Here is a 15882-nt window from a genome sequence, read left to right as displayed (position 1 = left end):
CATGGCTCAGTCACCGTCATGGGCGTTAAAGCCCAGTTGGATGCCCAGGGTTTTTGCCAGCTCTGACTCATGCAACCGGTGCAAGGCATTCAGGCTGTCATACAGGGCGTTCAGTTCAGCACGACCGGCTTCGTCGCTCAGCAGCTCGCCGAGCGGACGCTGCGCGGCAGCGAGGCGCTGACGGGTGTCGCTGTAGGCGGCATTGATGCGCTGTTTCAGCTCGGCGTGAGCACTGCTGAGTAGCGCCTGAATGCCATCCTGTTCAGCGCCCAGCCAGATACGTTCGGCGCTGGCCAGACTGGCGGCGAGATTGGCCAGGCTGGCTTTGCTGCGCCAGGCTTCGGCTTGATAGGGTTGCGGCTGGCCTTTGCTCTGGCGACCGAGTGGCGTGCCAAGTTTCTTCTTCAGCCCGTCGATGGCGCTGACCTGAGTGCGCAGCAGCTCGGCCACCGCTTCTGGGGCTTCGGCGTAGCGTGCATTGGGGAAGTCTTTCAGCTGTGCGGCTATGCCGTCCTTGGCCTGCCATTGGGCCAGCACGTCGGCGGCAAGCACTTGCTGATGCTCACCGATAGCGACGATCAGCGGGCAGTAGCGGGTTTTCTGTTCGGCGACGCTCAGGTCGATGGCCGGATCGAACAGCAGGTATTCATAGGCGGTGATGCCTTGCACCACGACGCTGGATTTATCCAGATCGGCTGGGGTCAGCTCGGGCTTGCTGTTGATCAGCGCTTCAACCTGGCGTGCCACTAAGTTCTTCTTGTCCGGCCAGAACTGGATCTGCCAGGCGCGGTTGCCTTCCGCCAGCGGGCCGAGCATGGCTGGCTGCACGGCGGCCCAGGCGCTCTGCGCGCTGGCAAAGGCCTGGCGGGCTTCAACGAGGTTCTGCTGACCGGCGCAGAAGGCTTGGCCGCTGGCTGCGAGTTGGCGGTCGGCTTCACTCCAGGCGCTGTAGATCGGCAGCAACACGCCATCGGTAAGCGCGCGGCTGACCTGCTGCTGCGGATCGCTTGGGCTACAGGCGGTGAGCGTGAGGCTGAGCAGGGCAAGCGTGAGGGGTGAGCGAATCATCTGCGGCTCCTTACAACGAATTCAGGAAAGCCAACAGCGCGCTGCGCTCGTCGGCATTGAAAGTCATGACCTGCTGCTTGGCCGCCTCGGCCTCGCCGCCGTGCCAGAGGATGGCCTCCAGCAGGTTGCGCGCGCGGCCGTCATGCAGGAACTGGGTGTGGCCGTTGACTGTTTCGGTCAGGCCGATGCCCCAGAGGGGCGGGGTGCGCCATTCGCTACCGCTGGCGAGAAACTCCGGGCGATGGTCGGCCAGGCCTGCGCCCATGTCATGCAGCAGCAGGTCGCTGTAGGGGCGAATCAGCTGGTTAGCCAGTTCCGGCTCGGCGGCATCCGCTGCGGTGGTGAACTGCGGGGTATGGCAGCTCTGGCAGCCGGCCTGATAGAACAGATTTTTGCCGGCCAGCACCTGCTGCGTGTCCGCGCCACGCCGTGTAGGCACGCCGAGGTTGCGGGTATAGAACAATACGCTGGCGAGGATGTTGTCGCTGACTTCTGGCTCGCCGCCATGGGGCGCGCTGCGGCAATCCGCCTGCGCCTCGGTACAGTTGTCCTGGCTGACCAGACTGCTGGTCAGGCCCATGTCGCCCGCAAAGGCTTCGGCATTCTGCTGGTTGAGCGACGGCTGACCGGCCTTCCAGCCGAAACGGCCGAGCACCGTGCGCTGTTGCTCGCGGTCCCAGACCTGGTTGGCGCGCCCGGAAATGCCATCGCCATTGCTGTCTTCGGGGTCGGCATTGGCCAGGATCGCCGCTTCGGGAATGGCTTCGAGCAGGCCCAGGCCGATCATCGGCGGGGCGATGCGCGCGGAAAACAGCGTGTCGGGATGCAGGTCGCCGTAACCGAGTTGGCTGATGTCCAGGCTGGGCTGGCGCAGCTCGACCTGCAGGCCATCGGCAAAGTTGACCTGCTGCGTGCTGTAGCTGACGCGCACCTTGCCTTCAGGGGCTACGCCGGGGTTGGCCATGTCCTGCAACTGACCGCCATAAGTGGGTTCGGCCAGTACGCCAAGGCGCTGGATAATCTCAGCATGTTCGCTGCCAGTCGGGATCGACAGGCGTACCAGCATCGACACGGCACTCTGCGCATCGGGTCCCGGCGGATGGCCGCGGCCGTCCTTGATATGGCAGTTCTGGCAGGCGTTGGTGTTGAACAGTGGGCCCAGGCCATCACGCGCAGTGGTGGTGGCGGGCGCGGTGACCCAGGGATTGCGAAAGAAGCTGTTGCCGACGCTGAAATCCAGACGCCGTGTCGGCGACAGGTTGGCGGATGGCAGGGAGAAGGCGTTCTGGTCGGCCTTGCGCACGGTGGCGCTGCCGGCGGACAAGGCTTCGCCAGGCTCGGCTTGGGTGAACTGGGGCGTTTTATCGCAGGCGACCAGGCTCAGGCTCAAGGCCAGCAGCAGCGCAACGCGATGCGGGGCAAACATGAAAGGGCATCCGCAACAGAAAAACAGGCGGCCGATCTTAACAGTCTGATCAGTTTTAAATAAGACGGATTTGCATTATCGCTGGTGGTCAAAGGTCGCAGGGTGCCAAAAAGGCTATATCCGAGCCGACTGTTGTCGGCGATTTCGGCCCTGTAGGGGCGTGCTTGGCCGTGATCGGGGCCAGCCAACGATCCACTGTGGGAGGCGCTTCAGCGGCGAGCTTTCGGCGGTGGTTGTCGCGGCTGAAGCCCCTCCCACATCCGTCTCGCCATAAAAATGGCTGGCGTAAAAAAGCCGCGACTCGGGTAAGGAGTCGCGGCTTTTTCATCACTACAAGCTAGGACTTCGTGGGTTGCAGCAAGTCCTAAATTGCTTAGAAGCTGTGGTCGGCGGTGTCTGGGTTGAGATCACTGATACCCAGCTTGCCGGCGGCTTGTTCGATTGCGCCGGTCTGCTTGACCAGAGCAGCAATGGCATCACGAACGATCTGCTGGCCTTCGGCGTTGTCGGCGGCGATCAGCTGATCGAAGTGCTTGCCGTTGTTCGCGCTGTCGACCAGAGCTTGCAGCTTGCCTTCAGTGGCTTCGAGGTCGGCTTTCAGGGTGCTGTCAGCGGCGGCGTCAACCTTGGCCAGCAGCGACGACAGGCTTGGGCCGGTCAGGGTGGTGCCATCGACCTTCTTGTACTCGCCCAGGTAGACGTTGCGAATACCTTTGCCGTTGTAGAAGTGCGAGTTGTGGGTGTTGTCGCTGAAGCAGTCGTGCTCGTCTTCGGTGGAGTTGGCTTCCAGTGCGACCTTCATGCGCTCGCCGGCCAGTTCGCCGAGGGACAGGCTGCCCATGCCGAACAGCATCTTGCGCAGGCCGTTTTCAGCTGTGTCGGCTTCCAGCGTGGCGCGGTAGTTGTCGGTTTTGCCGGCTTGCCATTCGCCGACCATTGCTTCGAGGTCGCTGACCAGCAGGTCGGTGGCCGCCTTGAGGAAGGCGCGACGGCGCTCGTTGTTGCCGCCGGTAGCGCCTTCCCCCACCACGTAGTCGCTGGCTGGGCGCTCGCCTGCGCCTGGGTTGGTACCGTTGAGGTCCTGGCCCCAGAGCAGGAATTCGATGGCGTGGTAGCCGGTGGCGACATTGGCTTCGGAACCGCCCAGTTCATTCAGGCCGGCCAGCAGTTCACCGTTGATGGTGGATACGTCGATCTTGTCTTCGCCGACCTGGATCTCGGTATTGGCGATGATATTGGCTTGCGCGCCAGGGTTGCCCAGGGCGTGCTGGTAGTCGGCGGCAACGTAGTCGATCAGGCCTTCGTCCAGCGGCCAGGCGTTCAGCTGGCCTTCCCAGTCGTCGACCACGGCGTTGCCGAAGCGGAACACTTCACTCTGCATATAGGGCACACGGGCAGCCAGCCAGGCTTCGCGGGCGGCTTGCAGGGTGGCGTCATTTGGGTTGGCGAGCAGGGCATCGATTGCGCCTTGCAGGCTTTTGCCAGTGTTGGCGGCGTCGCTGAATACGGCCAGGGCCAGATCCGCGTAGTGGCTGACCACGGCTTTGCCGGCAGTTTCATCGACCTGGCTGGTAGCTGCTGTCGCTGTGCTGGCGGCCGGCGCGGCGGCTTGGCTGGCCGGCGCTTTGTCTTCACCGCAACCAGCGAGTGAAATGGCGATGGCAAGCAGGCTGGCAGAGGCCAGGGGCATACGGAGCATGGCGGAATCCTTTGCTGGTGAGAATGGTGTATCCCGGCGATGGGGTACAGAAACCAAAACATAATGCGAAAGATTTTCATTTTGCGCAAAGGGTCAATGCAGCTTTTTCACCGCAAGCTGTGGCTGGTGTCTGCCTGACGGGACGTTTGGGGGAAACAAAAGGCTATGTCCCAATGCCGTGTGGCATGCATTGGCTAGAGCACGTCATACGCATCAGCGCAGGGTTGCATGGGTAGGTTGGGTCGGGCGGCGTTCCGTTGAAGAGCCGCGCGACGAAGTCCAACGAGACATGCGGCAATCTGTTGGGCTTCGCTGCGCTCAACACCAACCGACGACTTATCGCCCCGCAACACGCAACGGGTACAAAGCCAACAAAAAGGCTATGTACCCGTTATCTGTTGAGTCATCCCGAGCAACTATACGATGCATGAAACGCGGTAAAACGTAGGGTGGGTTACGCGGCGCCCGAATTGCGCGGTGCCGGCCATCACGAGTCTCAGCGCCACTAACCCATCCTACACAAGCAGCCTGCAACACAGTTTTGGTACAGAGCCAACAAAAAGCCCGCCAATAGGCGGGCTTCTTCGCTGGGAATGGCGTTACAGCGTAGCGGGGTTGGCCGCGCTGTTCAGTCGTCTGGCCTGCTTCAGGTAGGCGGTCAGCTCGCGGGCGGGCAGTGGCTTGCTATACAGGTAGCCCTGGCCCTCGTTGCAGCCCTGGGCGATGATGTAGGCCTCTTGCTCGACGGTTTCCACGCCCTCGGCGATGACCTGCATGCCCAGGCTCTTACCCAATTGGATGATGGCGCGCACGATGGTTGCGTCGTCTTCGTCTTCCAGCAGATCCTGCACGAAGCTCTTGTCGATCTTGATCTTGTCCAGCGGCAGGCTCTTGAGGTAGCTCAGCGAGGAGTAACCGGTACCGAAGTCATCGATGGCGATCAGCGCACCGGAGCGGCGCAGGCTGAGCAGGTGCTGGGCGGCGGTGTTGATGTCTTCCATCAGGCCGGTTTCGGTGACTTCCAGTTCCAGGCTGCGCAGTGGCAGGCGGTAGACCTGCATCAGGTTATTCACCACTCGCGGCAGCTCGGCGTGGTGCAGCTGCACGGTTGAGAGGTTGACCGCCATGCGCAGCTCGGTGAAGCCCTGATCATGCCATTCGCGCAGCTGGCGGCAGGTCTGGTCGAGAATCCATTCGCCAATCGGGATGATGGTGCCGTTTTGTTCGGCCAGCGGGATAAACAGATCCGGCGGTACAAAACCATGTTGCGGATGCTGCCAGCGCAGCAGCGCTTCGACGCCAACCACGCTGTGATCGCGGTAGTCGACCTGTGGTTGGTAGACCAGGTGCAGTTGATTCAGGGACAAGGCGTCGCGCAGGTCTTTTTCCAGCTCGCGGCGGCGGCGCATTTCGCTGTCGACGCTGGCGATATAGAACTGGTAACGGTTGCGCGAGCGGCTCTTGGCCAGAGTCATGGTTTGCTCGGCTTTCTGCAGCAGCTTTTCGGTGCTGTCGCCATCTTCCGGGAACAGGGTGATGCCGATGGTGGCGCGCAGGCGCACTTGCTGCTGGTCGAGCATAAACGGGTTGTCGAGGTCGTCGAGTACGCTCTGCGCCAGTTCGGCGGCTTCGTAAGGCTGCTCGATATCCGCCTGCACCAGGGCGAACTGATCGCCACCCAAACGGGCCAACGCACCGAGGCGACCGCTGTGGCTGCGTAGACGGTCGGACAGGGCCAGTAGCAGCTGGTCGCCAGTCTGGTAGCTGAACTGTTCGTTGATCCCTTTGAAGTCATCCAGGCCTACGCAGAGGACGGCCACGCGCCGGTTTAGGCGCCCGGCGTCTTCGAGAATCTGATCGAGTTGCTGTTGCAGTTGCTGACGGTTCGGCAAGCCGGTAAGGAAGTCGTACTGGGCCATACGCAGCAGGCTGTTTTCCGCTTCGCGGCGCAGGTTGGTGTTGCGTTCGATGGAGGAGAGCAGCTGGTTGGCGGTGTTGATCCACAGGCCCAGTTCGTTCTTCTCGTTACCCTTGAGCATCGGCAGCTTGTGTTCGCTGGGGCGGTCCGGGTTGATGTTGGTCAGGTGTTCGATGATCTTCGACAGTGGCTTGGTCAGCAGCCAGTGATAGACCAAGTACAGCACCAAGCCCATGGCCATGGCGCGCAGCACACCGGAGATAAAGATGATCACCGAGTTGGTGACAAAGCTCTCGCCATAGGGGGCCGTGTCGAGGGTGATGCTGAGGTCGCCGTAGTATTCGCTGTAGGGGCCGCGGCCGACCAGCTGGGTGGTGAAATTCTGTTCTTTGCCAAGGATTGGGTCGGTCAGCCAGCGTGTGGGGATGTCGACTTGCTCTCGGGATTTCTCCGCCAGCATCGGTTCGTTGGGGTGGCCGATGGCGGCCATGCGCACCGACTCGTGCTGGAACAGGCCTTCGATCACCTGCATGCCCATTTCCCGATCCAGGCTGTAAACCGCCTGAGTGGAAGGGTCGCGGAACATGCCAAGAATTCGGTGCGCGTCGTTGGCGACTGCCTGACGTGTTTTGTAAACGTCGAAAACAATCTGCGCAAGACTCAAGACCACGCCGACGATCAGCGCTGATAGCAGCACCACGCGGAGCAACTTGAGAGACAAGCTGTTTTTGAGTTCCAGCTTCAAATGACGGTTCCTTGTTCGAGGCCTTCGGCGTCAGACGCTAGTGAGTATTGGCAAAGTCGCGCTTGCAGTCAAAGGGCCATTACCAAAGTTTGTCGAACAAATTATCTGCGCGGCGATGGCGCGGCCGCTGGCAGCTGTGTTGGCCGCTTGCACTGTGTCGGTGCGAGTTGGCTGCGGCTTGAGCACCGTTGGGCGGTTTTTTGTGGTCTGCCATCTCTGGCGGCCACCCTTTGGGCCGTTGCTACGCAAGGTTAATAATCGCGCCCAGCTATTTTTTTCTTTGGCATGAGAGTTGCGAAGCCCCCATGTACTCACCGTTATGGGGGACGCTGCGATGAAAACTCGACTGTTAGGGATAGCTGCATTTGCGGTTTCGCCACTGGCTCAGGCGGCCAGCGATGAGGCACTCAACACGGCCTGGCTGGTGTTGGCCAGTGTGCTGGTGTTCTTTATGCAGGCCGGTTTTGCCTTGCTGGAAAGCGGCATGTCGCGAGCGAAGAACGCGGTCAATGTGATGATGAAAAATTACATGGACGGCTGCGTCGGCGGCATCACCTTCTGGCTGCTGGGTTTCGGCCTGATGTTCGGCAGCAATATCACCGGCTGGTTCGGCATGAGCCATTTTGCTCCGCACACGGGCGAGCCCTGGGATTTCACCTTTCTGCTGTTTCAGATGATGTTTGCGGCCACCGCGGCAACCATCGCCAGCGGCGCGATGGCCGAGCGTACGCGTTATTCGGCCTACCTGATTGGTGCGGTGGTAATCAGCGGCTTTATCTACCCGGTGTTCGGCAGCTGGGTGTGGAGCGGCATCTATGGTGGCCAGGGCTGGCTGGCGGCGCTGGGGTTTATCGACTTTGCCGGTTCGACCGTGGTGCATAGCATCGGCGCCTGGTGTGCGCTAGCCGGCATTCTGGTCCTAGGACCGCGTCTGGGACGCTTTGCTGCGGACGGTACGCCGCGCAGCATTCCCGGGCATAACCTCAGCCTGGTCGCGCTGGGTGGTTTTATCCTCTGGGTCGGCTGGTTTGGTTTCAATGCCGGCAGCAGCCTGGAGATGAATGTCAGCCTCGGCCTGATTGCCCTGAATACCCATCTGGCAGCCTCTGCCGGGGCGCTGGGTGCGTTTCTCGCGCAGCGCAGCACCTCCAGCCCGGCGCTGCTAACCACTACTGTTAATGGTTCTCTGGGTGGCCTGGTGGGTATCACCGCCGGCTGCGCAACCATGTCGCCGTTGTTTGCCCTGCTGACCGGGCTGGTGGCCGGTTTTGTGGTGGTGTTTGGCATGCGCCTGCTGGAGCGCTGGCAGCTCGATGATGTGGTCGGCGCCGTGCCGGTGCATGGTTTTGCCGGCGTCTGGGGCACGGTGGCGGCTGGATTGTTCTTCAGTGGCGACCTGTTCAACTGGTCGCGGGTTGGCGTGCAGCTGCTCGGCGCCGGTGTGGCGTTTGTCTGGGCATTCCCGCTGGCGCTGATGCTCTATCTATTGCTGGCGAAAACTCTCGGCCTGCGTACCTCCACCCAGCACGAGCAGCGCGGTCTGGATTATGCCGAGCACGCCGAGGTGGGCTATCCCGAGTTCAACCTGGCCGTGACTTTCGACAGCCACGACCTGCCGAGGAAGGTGTGAGATGAGCCTGGCAACTCGCCGACGGGCGATCTACACCGGGCTGGCCGGGCACTTTGCCGAGGACGAGCTGTTGGCCGTGCTGGCGCTATGGGAAAGCAAATATGCCGACAAACCGCCGTTCGCCCTCAATGAGTTTCTCGGCGAGGTGGCCGCGACCACTGAACGCAAGCTGGAGCGCGCCAAGCTCTACCGTGAACTGGTGGGCGCGCTGACCGGGCCGTTATCGGCCTTGCTGCCGGACCCGGAGCCGCTGCTGCACAGCTGGCGGCAGCGGGTGGGCGTGGCGGCTCCGCTATGCACTGGTCCAGATAGCCAAGCGCGGCATACCTTCGAGGCGCTGAGTCGGGTGCTGTTCAATGAGCTGGCGGCTGAGCTGGTGCCGCGTTTGCGGCGCTTTGCGGCGGGCAATCTTGCTGGGTTGAGCGTGGCTAACGAGCAGCGTCTGCTGGTGCGCGCCTGGCTGGAGCAGGGTGCTGCGCTGGAGTCCGCTGGCTTGGGCCTTGAGCAGTTACGGCAATTGCTCAACCTGCTGTATATCGGCCTGTGCGAATACCTGGGGCCGGTTATCGCCGATCAGCGCTTGAGCCAGGCGGTGCAGCAGGTGGAGGCGCTGCACCTGGCTTTTGCGCCGCGCAAATTGCTGTAAAGCGCTTATCCACATAACAAGAAACCCGGCACTGGGCCGGGTTTCTTGTGTGGTGCGCGGGTACTTAGGCGGCGAAGTTTTTCGCTACGAAGTCCCAGTTAACCAGGTTCCAGAACGCCTCAACATACTTCGGACGTACGTTGCGGTAGTCGATGTAGTAAGCGTGTTCCCAGACGTCGCAGGTCAGCAGCGGGGTGTCGCCGCTGGTCAGCGGGCAGCCGGCACCGATGGTGCTGGCCAGAGCCAGGGAACCGTCAGCTTTCTTCACCAGCCAGCCCCAGCCGGAACCGAAGGTGCCGATGGAGACTTTGCTGAACTCTTCCTTGAACTTGTCGAAGGAACCGAAGGCCGCGTTGATCGCGTCAGCCAGGGCGCCCGTCGGCTGGCCACCGGCGTTAGGCGCCAGGCAATTCCAGTAGAAGGTGTGGTTCCAGACTTGAGCGGCGTTGTTGAAGATGCCGCCCGAAGAGGTCTTGACGATCTCTTCCAGGGTTTTGCCTTCAAACTCGGTGCCTGGGACCAGGTTGTTCAGGTTCACGACGTAGGTGTTGTGGTGCTTGTCGTGGTGGAATTCCAAGGTTTCCTTGGAAATGTGCGGCTGCAGGGCGTCATGTGCGTAGGGCAGCGGCGGCAATTCGAAAGCCATTGTCTATCTCCTAATCAGGTCAGGTGCGGTGTGCGCGAGGCCGATCACGGGCGGCCATCTCAGCGGCGTGAGTTATCTCTTTGCGCCGCAAGCCCTGAATCATAGCACTGGCCCCGCGCCTTAAACACGCGGCAACTGTGTGGAAAACCACCTGGCGGCGCTGCGGCGGCCGCGCTACCTGGCGGTTTTAGAGCATGCCGGGGTTGCTCAGCAGCTGCCAGGCAATGCTGAACATCATCAAGGCCACACCCAGGTCGATAAAGCGCCAGGTGCTTGGCCGCGCCAACCAGGGCGCGAGCCAGGCCGCACCAAGAGCCAGACAGAAGAACCACATCAATGAAGCGCTGGCCGCGCCTAGGGCATAGGCGCCGGGCACCGGCTGCTGGGCGCCGAGTGAGCCGATCAGTAACACGGTGTCGAGGTATACGTGCGGGTTGAGCAGGGTCACCGCCAGTGCCGCCAGCAGTACCGCCTTGCGTGAGCGCGGGCCGCTATCGGCACTGTGCCCCATGGCCTGCGGACGGCTGGCGCGCAGCAGCGCCTGGGCGCCATACCAGAGCAGAAAGGCTGCGCCACCCCAGCGCGCTACACCCAACAGAATCGGGTTTTGCGCCAGTACGGCGGCTAAACCGAATACCCCTGCGGTGACCAGCAGGGCATCGCAGACCACACAGAGCAGCGCCACCGGCAGGTGATGCTCGCGGCGCAGGCTTTGCGCCAGGACGAAAGCGTTCTGTGCGCCGAGGGCGATGATCAGCCCGGCGGCGATCAGTAATCCATTGCTATAGCTCTGCCACATCTCGGTTACTCCGCCTGTTCACTGAGCTGTTGCAGCACGGCCAGCGCGCGTGGGCCATCGGCGTGGGCGACAAACAGGTGGTCGTGGTAGAAGCCGGCGATCACATTGCAGCTAATCCCGGCGTGCGCCAGTGCGCTGGCGACGGCAGCCGTCAAACCGACTGCCTCCAAGGCCGAATGCACGTGCAGCGTCAGCCAGGCAGCCACGAAGCTGTAGGGCACGTGCAGGTGTTCGGCCTGCTGGCGCGGCAGGATCACGGTGAGGCCTTCGGCTTCCTGAAAGCTGCCCAGCGGCTGCACGCCCTTCAGTTGCGCGGCATCGCTTAAACAGCAGAACACGTATGCGCCATCGTTCAGCTGCGGGCTCATGCTGCGCAGCAAGGTTGTCAGTGAGGTTTCGCCGGCCATGCGGATTGCCTTGTTCAGGGTGGGGATGCTGGTCAGTCTGTTGTGGCTGGGTATATAAGAGAAACCAATAATCCTGATCACTCATTAGGAAATCTTATTTTGCTGGATTACAAGTTACTCGCTGCCCTGGCGGCGGTTGTGGAGCAGGCCGGCTTCGAGCGTGCCGCGCAGGTGCTGGGTTTGTCGCAATCGGCCGTGTCGCAGCGGATCAAGCTGCTTGAGGCGCGCGTCGGCCAGCCGGTGCTGGTACGCGCGGTGCCGCCGGCGCCGACGGAAATCGGTCGACGTCTGCTTAACCATGTGCAGCAGGTGCGGCTGCTGGAGCGCGATATTCAGGCGCAGGTGCCAGGGCTGGATGAGGGCGGTTTGCCCGAGCGCCTGCGTATCGCGCTGAATGCCGACAGCCTGGCCACCTGGTGGGCTGGCGCGGTAGGCGCGTTTTGTACCGAACAGCGCTTGCTGCTGGACCTGGTGGTGGAAGATCAGGAGGTCGGCCTCAAACGCATGCGCGCTGGTGAAGTGGCCGCCTGCGTATGCGCCAGCGAGCGCCCGGTGGCCGGTGCGCGTGCCGTGCTGCTGGGGGCGATGCGTTATCGCGCCATGGCCAGCCCGGGGTTTATTGCCCGACATTTCCCGACAGGTGTAACGGCGCAGGCGCTGGCCCATGCGCCGGCTATCGTCTTCGGCCCGGATGATTTACTGCAGCACCGCTACCTGTCGGGCCTGGGCGTCGAAGGCGGGTTTGCTCACCATCTGTGCCCGTCATCCGAGGGCTTTATCCGTCTGGCCCAGGCCGGGTTTGGCTGGGGGCTGATCCCTGAGCTGCAAGTGCTGGGGGAGTCAGCCCGTGGCGAGCTGGTCGAATTGATCAGCGACCGACCCATCGACGTGCCGCTGTACTGGCACCATTGGCGCAATGGCGGTGAGCTGCTTAATCAACTGACGCGCCACCTTGCCCAGGCCGCAGGCCATAGCCTGGTGGAGCTCAGGAAATAACCACCTTGCCCGAGCCCGGCAGCTGTTCCACGCAGCGCTCGCCGAGCAGTTTGCTGGGGGTGAAATAGCCGCCAGGCCCGCTGTAATCGAGCAAGTGCCGTACGGCGAGCAAGGCGCCGTGCACGGTTACGTCATAGCCGTTGGCAGTTTCCAGGCGTGCGGTTTTCACCAGGCCTGCGGCATTGCGCGCCTCGCCCCAGAGCCAGGTGCGCTGGCGTGCGCGGCTGGCTTCATCGGGGCCGCTGACACGTTTTTCGATCAGCCGCTTGAGCCAGTTCTGCACCGCATCCAGGCCCAGCAGGGCGCGCAGCGGGTCGATCAGGCGCATCACTATTGCGGCCGCCGTCGGTGTCGGCAGGTACACCTCAATATTGTCGATGCCGGTGGAGTGGTAAGCGGTGGAGACATCGCCCCAGGGGATGGTTACCGCCGGCTTTTCACCGCGGCCAAAGTTGATGGCGCGGCGCTTATAGCCCAGTGGCACGTCGGTGATAACGCCTGCACGGCGCACCTTGCCGCCAAACTTCAGGCCTTCCACCGAGGTTTTTGCGGTACCGGGCGACAGCCCGCTGCCACTGTCGAAACCCAGCGCCAGGTGCGTGGCATCGGGCAGTGCCTGGTGCAGGCAGGCGGCCAGGCAATCGCTGGGGATCACATCGAAGCCCACGCCGGGGCAGACCACCACGGCCAGTTCGCGCGCGTGTTGATCGCGTTGATGGGCCGCCTCGAATACGCTGATTTCACCGGTGATATCGACGTAGTGGGTGGCGCTCGCCAGGCAGGCATCGAGCATTGGCGCACTGGTGGCAGAGAACGGTCCGGCGCAGTGGGCGACCACGGTAATATCGGCCAGAGCCTCCTTGGCTCGGTCCAGTTGGTGGATATCGAATATCCGGCACTCCAGGCCCAGCAGGCTGCCCAGGGCGTGCACCGCCGCCGGGTTGCGCCCTGCCAGAATCGGCGTGAGGCCCTGGCGCTTGGCTTCGGCGGCCAGCAGGTGGCCGGTGTAACCGTTGGCGCCGTAGATCATCCAATGCGTGGCCATCCAGTGCTCCTTTATTGTGTGGTGTGGGGGCAGCTTAGTCGCTATGTGCGGCTCTGTTGCCTATCGCAGGGTGTGTGCGGTCGTTGTTCTGGCTTGCAATGCCACGGCAGCGCCCGGCCTGCGCTGCTAGAGTGGCCTGCAATCACGGCAGAGGGGGCGACAATGAAGATTCTGGTAACCGGGGCCAGTGGCTTTATCGGTGGGCGTTTCGCCCGCTTTGCCTTGGAGCAGGGCTTGAGCGTGCGCGTGAATGGCCGGCGTGCCGAGGGGGTAGAGCACCTGTGTTCGCGCGGCGCGGAGTTTATCCAGGGCGATCTGTCTGACCCAGAGCTGGTGCAGCTGCTATGCCGGGATGTCGACGCGGTGGTGCACTGCGCCGGTGCGGTCGGCGTCTGGGGGCGTTACGAGCACTTCTATCAGGCCAATGTCACGGTCACCGAGAACGTGGTGGATGCCTGCCTGAAACAGAAGGTGCGGCGGTTGGTGCATCTGTCGTCGCCGTCGGTGTATTTCGACGGTCAGGCGCATGTTGGTCTGCGCGAAGAGCAGCTGCCCAAACGCTTCTCCGATCACTACGGCAAGACCAAGTTTCTCGCCGAGCAGCAGGTGTTTGCCGCTCAGGAGTTTGGCCTGGAGGTGCTGGCGTTGCGTCCGCGCTTTGTCACCGGGGCGGGCGATACCAGCATCTTTCCGCGCTTGATCAACATGCAGCGCAAGGGACGGTTGTCGATTATCGGCAACGGCCTGAACAAGGTTGATTTCACCAGCGTGCACAATCTCAACGAGGCGCTGATGAGTTGCCTGCTGGCCACAGGGCCAGCGCTGGGACAGGTTTATAACATCAGCAATGGCGCGCCGGTGCCGCTGTGGGACGTGGTCAATTATGTGCTGCGCAAACTCGACCTGCCGCCGGTGACCCGCCATCTGCCCTATGGCCTGGCGTATGGCGCGGCGGCCCTGAACGAGGGCGTGTGCAAGCTGCTACCCGGTCGCCCGGAGCCGACCCTGTTTCGCCTGGGCGTAGCGGTGATGGCCAAGGATTTCTCCCTGGATATCAGCCGCGCGCAGCAGTATCTGGAGTACGAACCCAAGGCCAGCTTGTGGAGTGCGCTGGATGAGTTCTGCGCTTGGTGGCAGGCGCATCACCCGAGTTGACTGCGGGCAAACAGGTTTTTAGGCGTAGACGCGCTGCCCGCGATACATACGTACCGAACTGCTGGCCGGGCGCTGGGCAAGATCTTCCACCAGCAGCGGATGGCCGGCCTGCATACGTGCTGTGGTCGCGGCTTCACCAAAGGGGCGGTCGCTGTACTGGGCCAGCAGTTGCCCCAGTTGCCGGGTTTCTTCGCTGCTTGAGGTGAGGCAGGCGCTGAGCATGCTGTTGATCGCATCCGGCTGGCTCATGCGAATGTCCACAGTCAGTTCTTCGCGCAGCCTGCGGCGCAGGCTCATCATGCAATCCAATACTTCTCTGTTCAGCTCCATGGACCTTTCCCCCGTTAGTACAAGTGGGCTGGGCGTCATCCATCCGCAATGCCACCCGCCTGGTCTCGCCGCGTTTGCCGCGTGCGGATCGCGCCTGCAGCCCCTTTGCTCCCTGGTGCTGCGATAACGTCGCAAATAGACAAGTGCAAAGCGCATACCAGTTCACACTCTGTGGAACTGCGCGGCCTGCAGCGGGTCGATGGCCTGTGCCGTGCCCTTCGTCGGTGCGTCTTGCACTGGCATGGCGCGACACTGAAGCGCTGCGCGCGAACCGTTATACTGCGCGGCAAATTTGCATGGAGCCTGTCGGGCTTTTCTGCAGCAGAGCAGTGTTAAGTCCGACAGGCTCCTCACCCCGCGCTTTCTTGAAGGTTGACCCATGCGTAACGATGCCCACGACGAACTCGATCACGTGCCCAGCCTGCGGGCTGATCAGCGCGATCACGATGACTACGCCACCGATCACTCCGAGCCAGCTCGCGGTAACACCTATGGTCGTGCAGCGGCCGCTGCACCGGTGAAGGCGGCCAGCACCGGTCCACTCTGGGCCCTGGTTGGCGCCTTGATGATTGCCCTGGGCGGGCTCGGCTGGTGGAGCTTTCAGCAGATCAGCCTGATGGAGCAGCAGCTGGTAGCCACCCAGGAGAGCTTCGCGCGCATCAGCGAGGAAGCCGCCGGTCGTATTCAGGACATTTCCGGCAAGGTGGTGGCCACAGAGTCTTCGGTCACCAGTGGCAGCGAAGCGCTGAAGCTGCAGGTCAAGCAACTGGAAAGCAAACTGGCCGAGCTGAGCAAGCAACAGCAGGGCGCCGTCAGCCAGCAGAGCGAGCAGAGCAAACGCCTTGAGCAACTGGCCTTGCAACTGAAGGGCCAGGAGGGTGGCGGTGAAAAGCTCGAAGCCATTCTTAACAAACTGAGTGCCGAGCAAGCCGTGCTGAAAAATGAGCAAGCCACCCTGAAAAGCACGCTGGCCGGGCAAAGCAAACTTGACGAGAAGCTGGCTGGCTTGAGCGGCGAGATCGATGCGCTGAAGAAACAGGGCAACCCCAACCAAGCCATCGCTCGCGTCGAGCAGGACCTGCTGGTGTTGAAAAGCGATCTGGAAACCCGTTCCGCCGGCAGCAGCACGGCCGAGTTCGACGCCTTCCGCGCGCAGATGACCCGCAATATCAGCACCCTGCAGGCGCAGGTGCAGAATTTGCAGCAGCAGATCGACGCACGCTGAGTGAGCCGCAACGAAAAAGCCCGCCATTGGCGGGCTTCTTTTTTGAGGCGTTTAAACCTCACGTAGATACTGGCGAGCCTCTGTGGGAGGCGCTTTAGCGGCGAACGTTCGACAACGCTATCGCGGCTAAAGCGGAATGCCGCCCAG

General features: G+C 62.2%; 14 protein-coding genes. 5 read left to right on the top strand and 9 right to left on the bottom strand.

Annotated elements, in window-relative coordinates:
• Positions 1-6 precede the first annotated feature (6 nt).
• The 4 genes from Q8M42_RS20635 to Q8M42_RS20620 all read right to left on the bottom strand — a co-directional run bounded on the left by Q8M42_RS20635 (position 7) and on the right by Q8M42_RS20620 (position 6856).
• Positions 7-1068: an imelysin family protein gene (locus Q8M42_RS20635; protein ID WP_304863235.1), complete on the bottom strand. Its 1062-nt coding sequence runs from the start codon at positions 1066-1068 to the stop codon at positions 7-9.
• Between the two features lie 10 nt (positions 1069-1078).
• The gene (locus Q8M42_RS20630; protein WP_304863234.1) at positions 1079-2494 is read right to left on the bottom strand and encodes a di-heme oxidoredictase family protein; all 1416 of its coding nucleotides are present in this window, start codon (positions 2492-2494) and stop codon (positions 1079-1081) included.
• Positions 2495-2867: 373 nt separating this feature from the next.
• Entirely contained in the window at positions 2868-4193 is a 1326-nt protein-coding gene (locus tag Q8M42_RS20625; protein WP_304863231.1) for an imelysin family protein, read from the bottom strand.
• Positions 4194-4792: 599 nt separating this feature from the next.
• Positions 4793-6856, bottom strand: coding sequence for a bifunctional diguanylate cyclase/phosphodiesterase (locus tag Q8M42_RS20620; RefSeq protein ID WP_304863228.1), 2064 nt, complete (start codon positions 6854-6856; stop codon positions 4793-4795).
• A 334-nt stretch (positions 6857-7190) separates the two neighbouring features.
• Here Q8M42_RS20620 and Q8M42_RS20615 point away from each other — a divergent pair, with 334 nt between their 5' ends.
• Both Q8M42_RS20615 and Q8M42_RS20610 read left to right on the top strand, forming a co-directional pair.
• A complete protein-coding gene (locus tag Q8M42_RS20615) occupies positions 7191-8486 on the top strand; it encodes an ammonium transporter (RefSeq protein WP_304863225.1) in 1296 nt (431 codons plus the stop codon).
• Between the two features lies 1 nt (position 8487).
• A complete protein-coding gene (locus Q8M42_RS20610; protein WP_304863222.1) occupies positions 8488-9132 on the top strand; it encodes a hypothetical protein in 645 nt (214 codons plus the stop codon).
• 64 nt (positions 9133-9196) lie between these two features.
• On the opposite strand, the gene Q8M42_RS20605 is transcribed toward Q8M42_RS20610, so the two are convergent.
• The 3 genes from Q8M42_RS20605 to Q8M42_RS20595 all read right to left on the bottom strand — a co-directional run bounded on the left by Q8M42_RS20605 (position 9197) and on the right by Q8M42_RS20595 (position 10984).
• Positions 9197-9778 (bottom strand): superoxide dismutase, encoded by a 582-nt coding sequence (locus Q8M42_RS20605; protein ID WP_274087467.1) that lies wholly within the window; start codon positions 9776-9778, stop codon positions 9197-9199.
• Positions 9779-9965: 187 nt separating this feature from the next.
• Positions 9966-10577 (bottom strand): LysE/ArgO family amino acid transporter, encoded by a 612-nt coding sequence (locus Q8M42_RS20600; protein WP_304863217.1) that lies wholly within the window; start codon positions 10575-10577, stop codon positions 9966-9968.
• 5 nt (positions 10578-10582) lie between these two features.
• Positions 10583-10984 (bottom strand): ACT domain-containing protein, encoded by a 402-nt coding sequence (locus tag Q8M42_RS20595; protein ID WP_304863266.1) that lies wholly within the window; start codon positions 10982-10984, stop codon positions 10583-10585.
• A gap of 99 nt (positions 10985-11083) precedes the next feature.
• On the opposite strand from Q8M42_RS20595, the gene Q8M42_RS20590 reads away from it, so the two are divergent.
• Positions 11084-11980 (top strand): LysR family transcriptional regulator ArgP, encoded by an 897-nt coding sequence (locus Q8M42_RS20590; protein ID WP_304863215.1) that lies wholly within the window; start codon positions 11084-11086, stop codon positions 11978-11980.
• Here the strand turns inward: Q8M42_RS20590 and Q8M42_RS20585 are convergent.
• Positions 11970-13025, bottom strand: a complete 1056-nt coding sequence (locus tag Q8M42_RS20585; RefSeq protein ID WP_304863212.1) for a trans-acting enoyl reductase family protein — start codon at positions 13023-13025, stop codon at positions 11970-11972. The genes Q8M42_RS20590 and Q8M42_RS20585 overlap by 11 nt on opposite strands.
• A gap of 162 nt (positions 13026-13187) precedes the next feature.
• On the opposite strand from Q8M42_RS20585, the gene Q8M42_RS20580 reads away from it, so the two are divergent.
• Entirely contained in the window at positions 13188-14180 is a 993-nt protein-coding gene (locus tag Q8M42_RS20580) for an NAD(P)-dependent oxidoreductase (RefSeq protein ID WP_304863209.1), read from the top strand.
• Between the two features lie 18 nt (positions 14181-14198).
• Here Q8M42_RS20580 and Q8M42_RS20575 read toward each other — a convergent pair whose 3' ends face one another.
• Positions 14199-14510, bottom strand: a complete 312-nt coding sequence (locus Q8M42_RS20575) for a hypothetical protein (protein WP_304863206.1) — start codon at positions 14508-14510, stop codon at positions 14199-14201.
• Between the two features lie 379 nt (positions 14511-14889).
• Between Q8M42_RS20575 and Q8M42_RS20570 the strand changes: the two genes are divergently transcribed.
• A complete protein-coding gene (locus tag Q8M42_RS20570) occupies positions 14890-15735 on the top strand; it encodes an ATPase (RefSeq protein WP_304863204.1) in 846 nt (281 codons plus the stop codon).
• Positions 15736-15882 lie beyond the last annotated feature (147 nt).

Origin of the sequence: Pseudomonas sp., from assembly GCF_030684895.1 — a bacterium.
Lineage (GTDB): Bacteria > Pseudomonadota > Gammaproteobacteria > Pseudomonadales > Pseudomonadaceae > Aquipseudomonas.
This window is presented reverse-complemented; position numbering and strand designations above follow the sequence as displayed.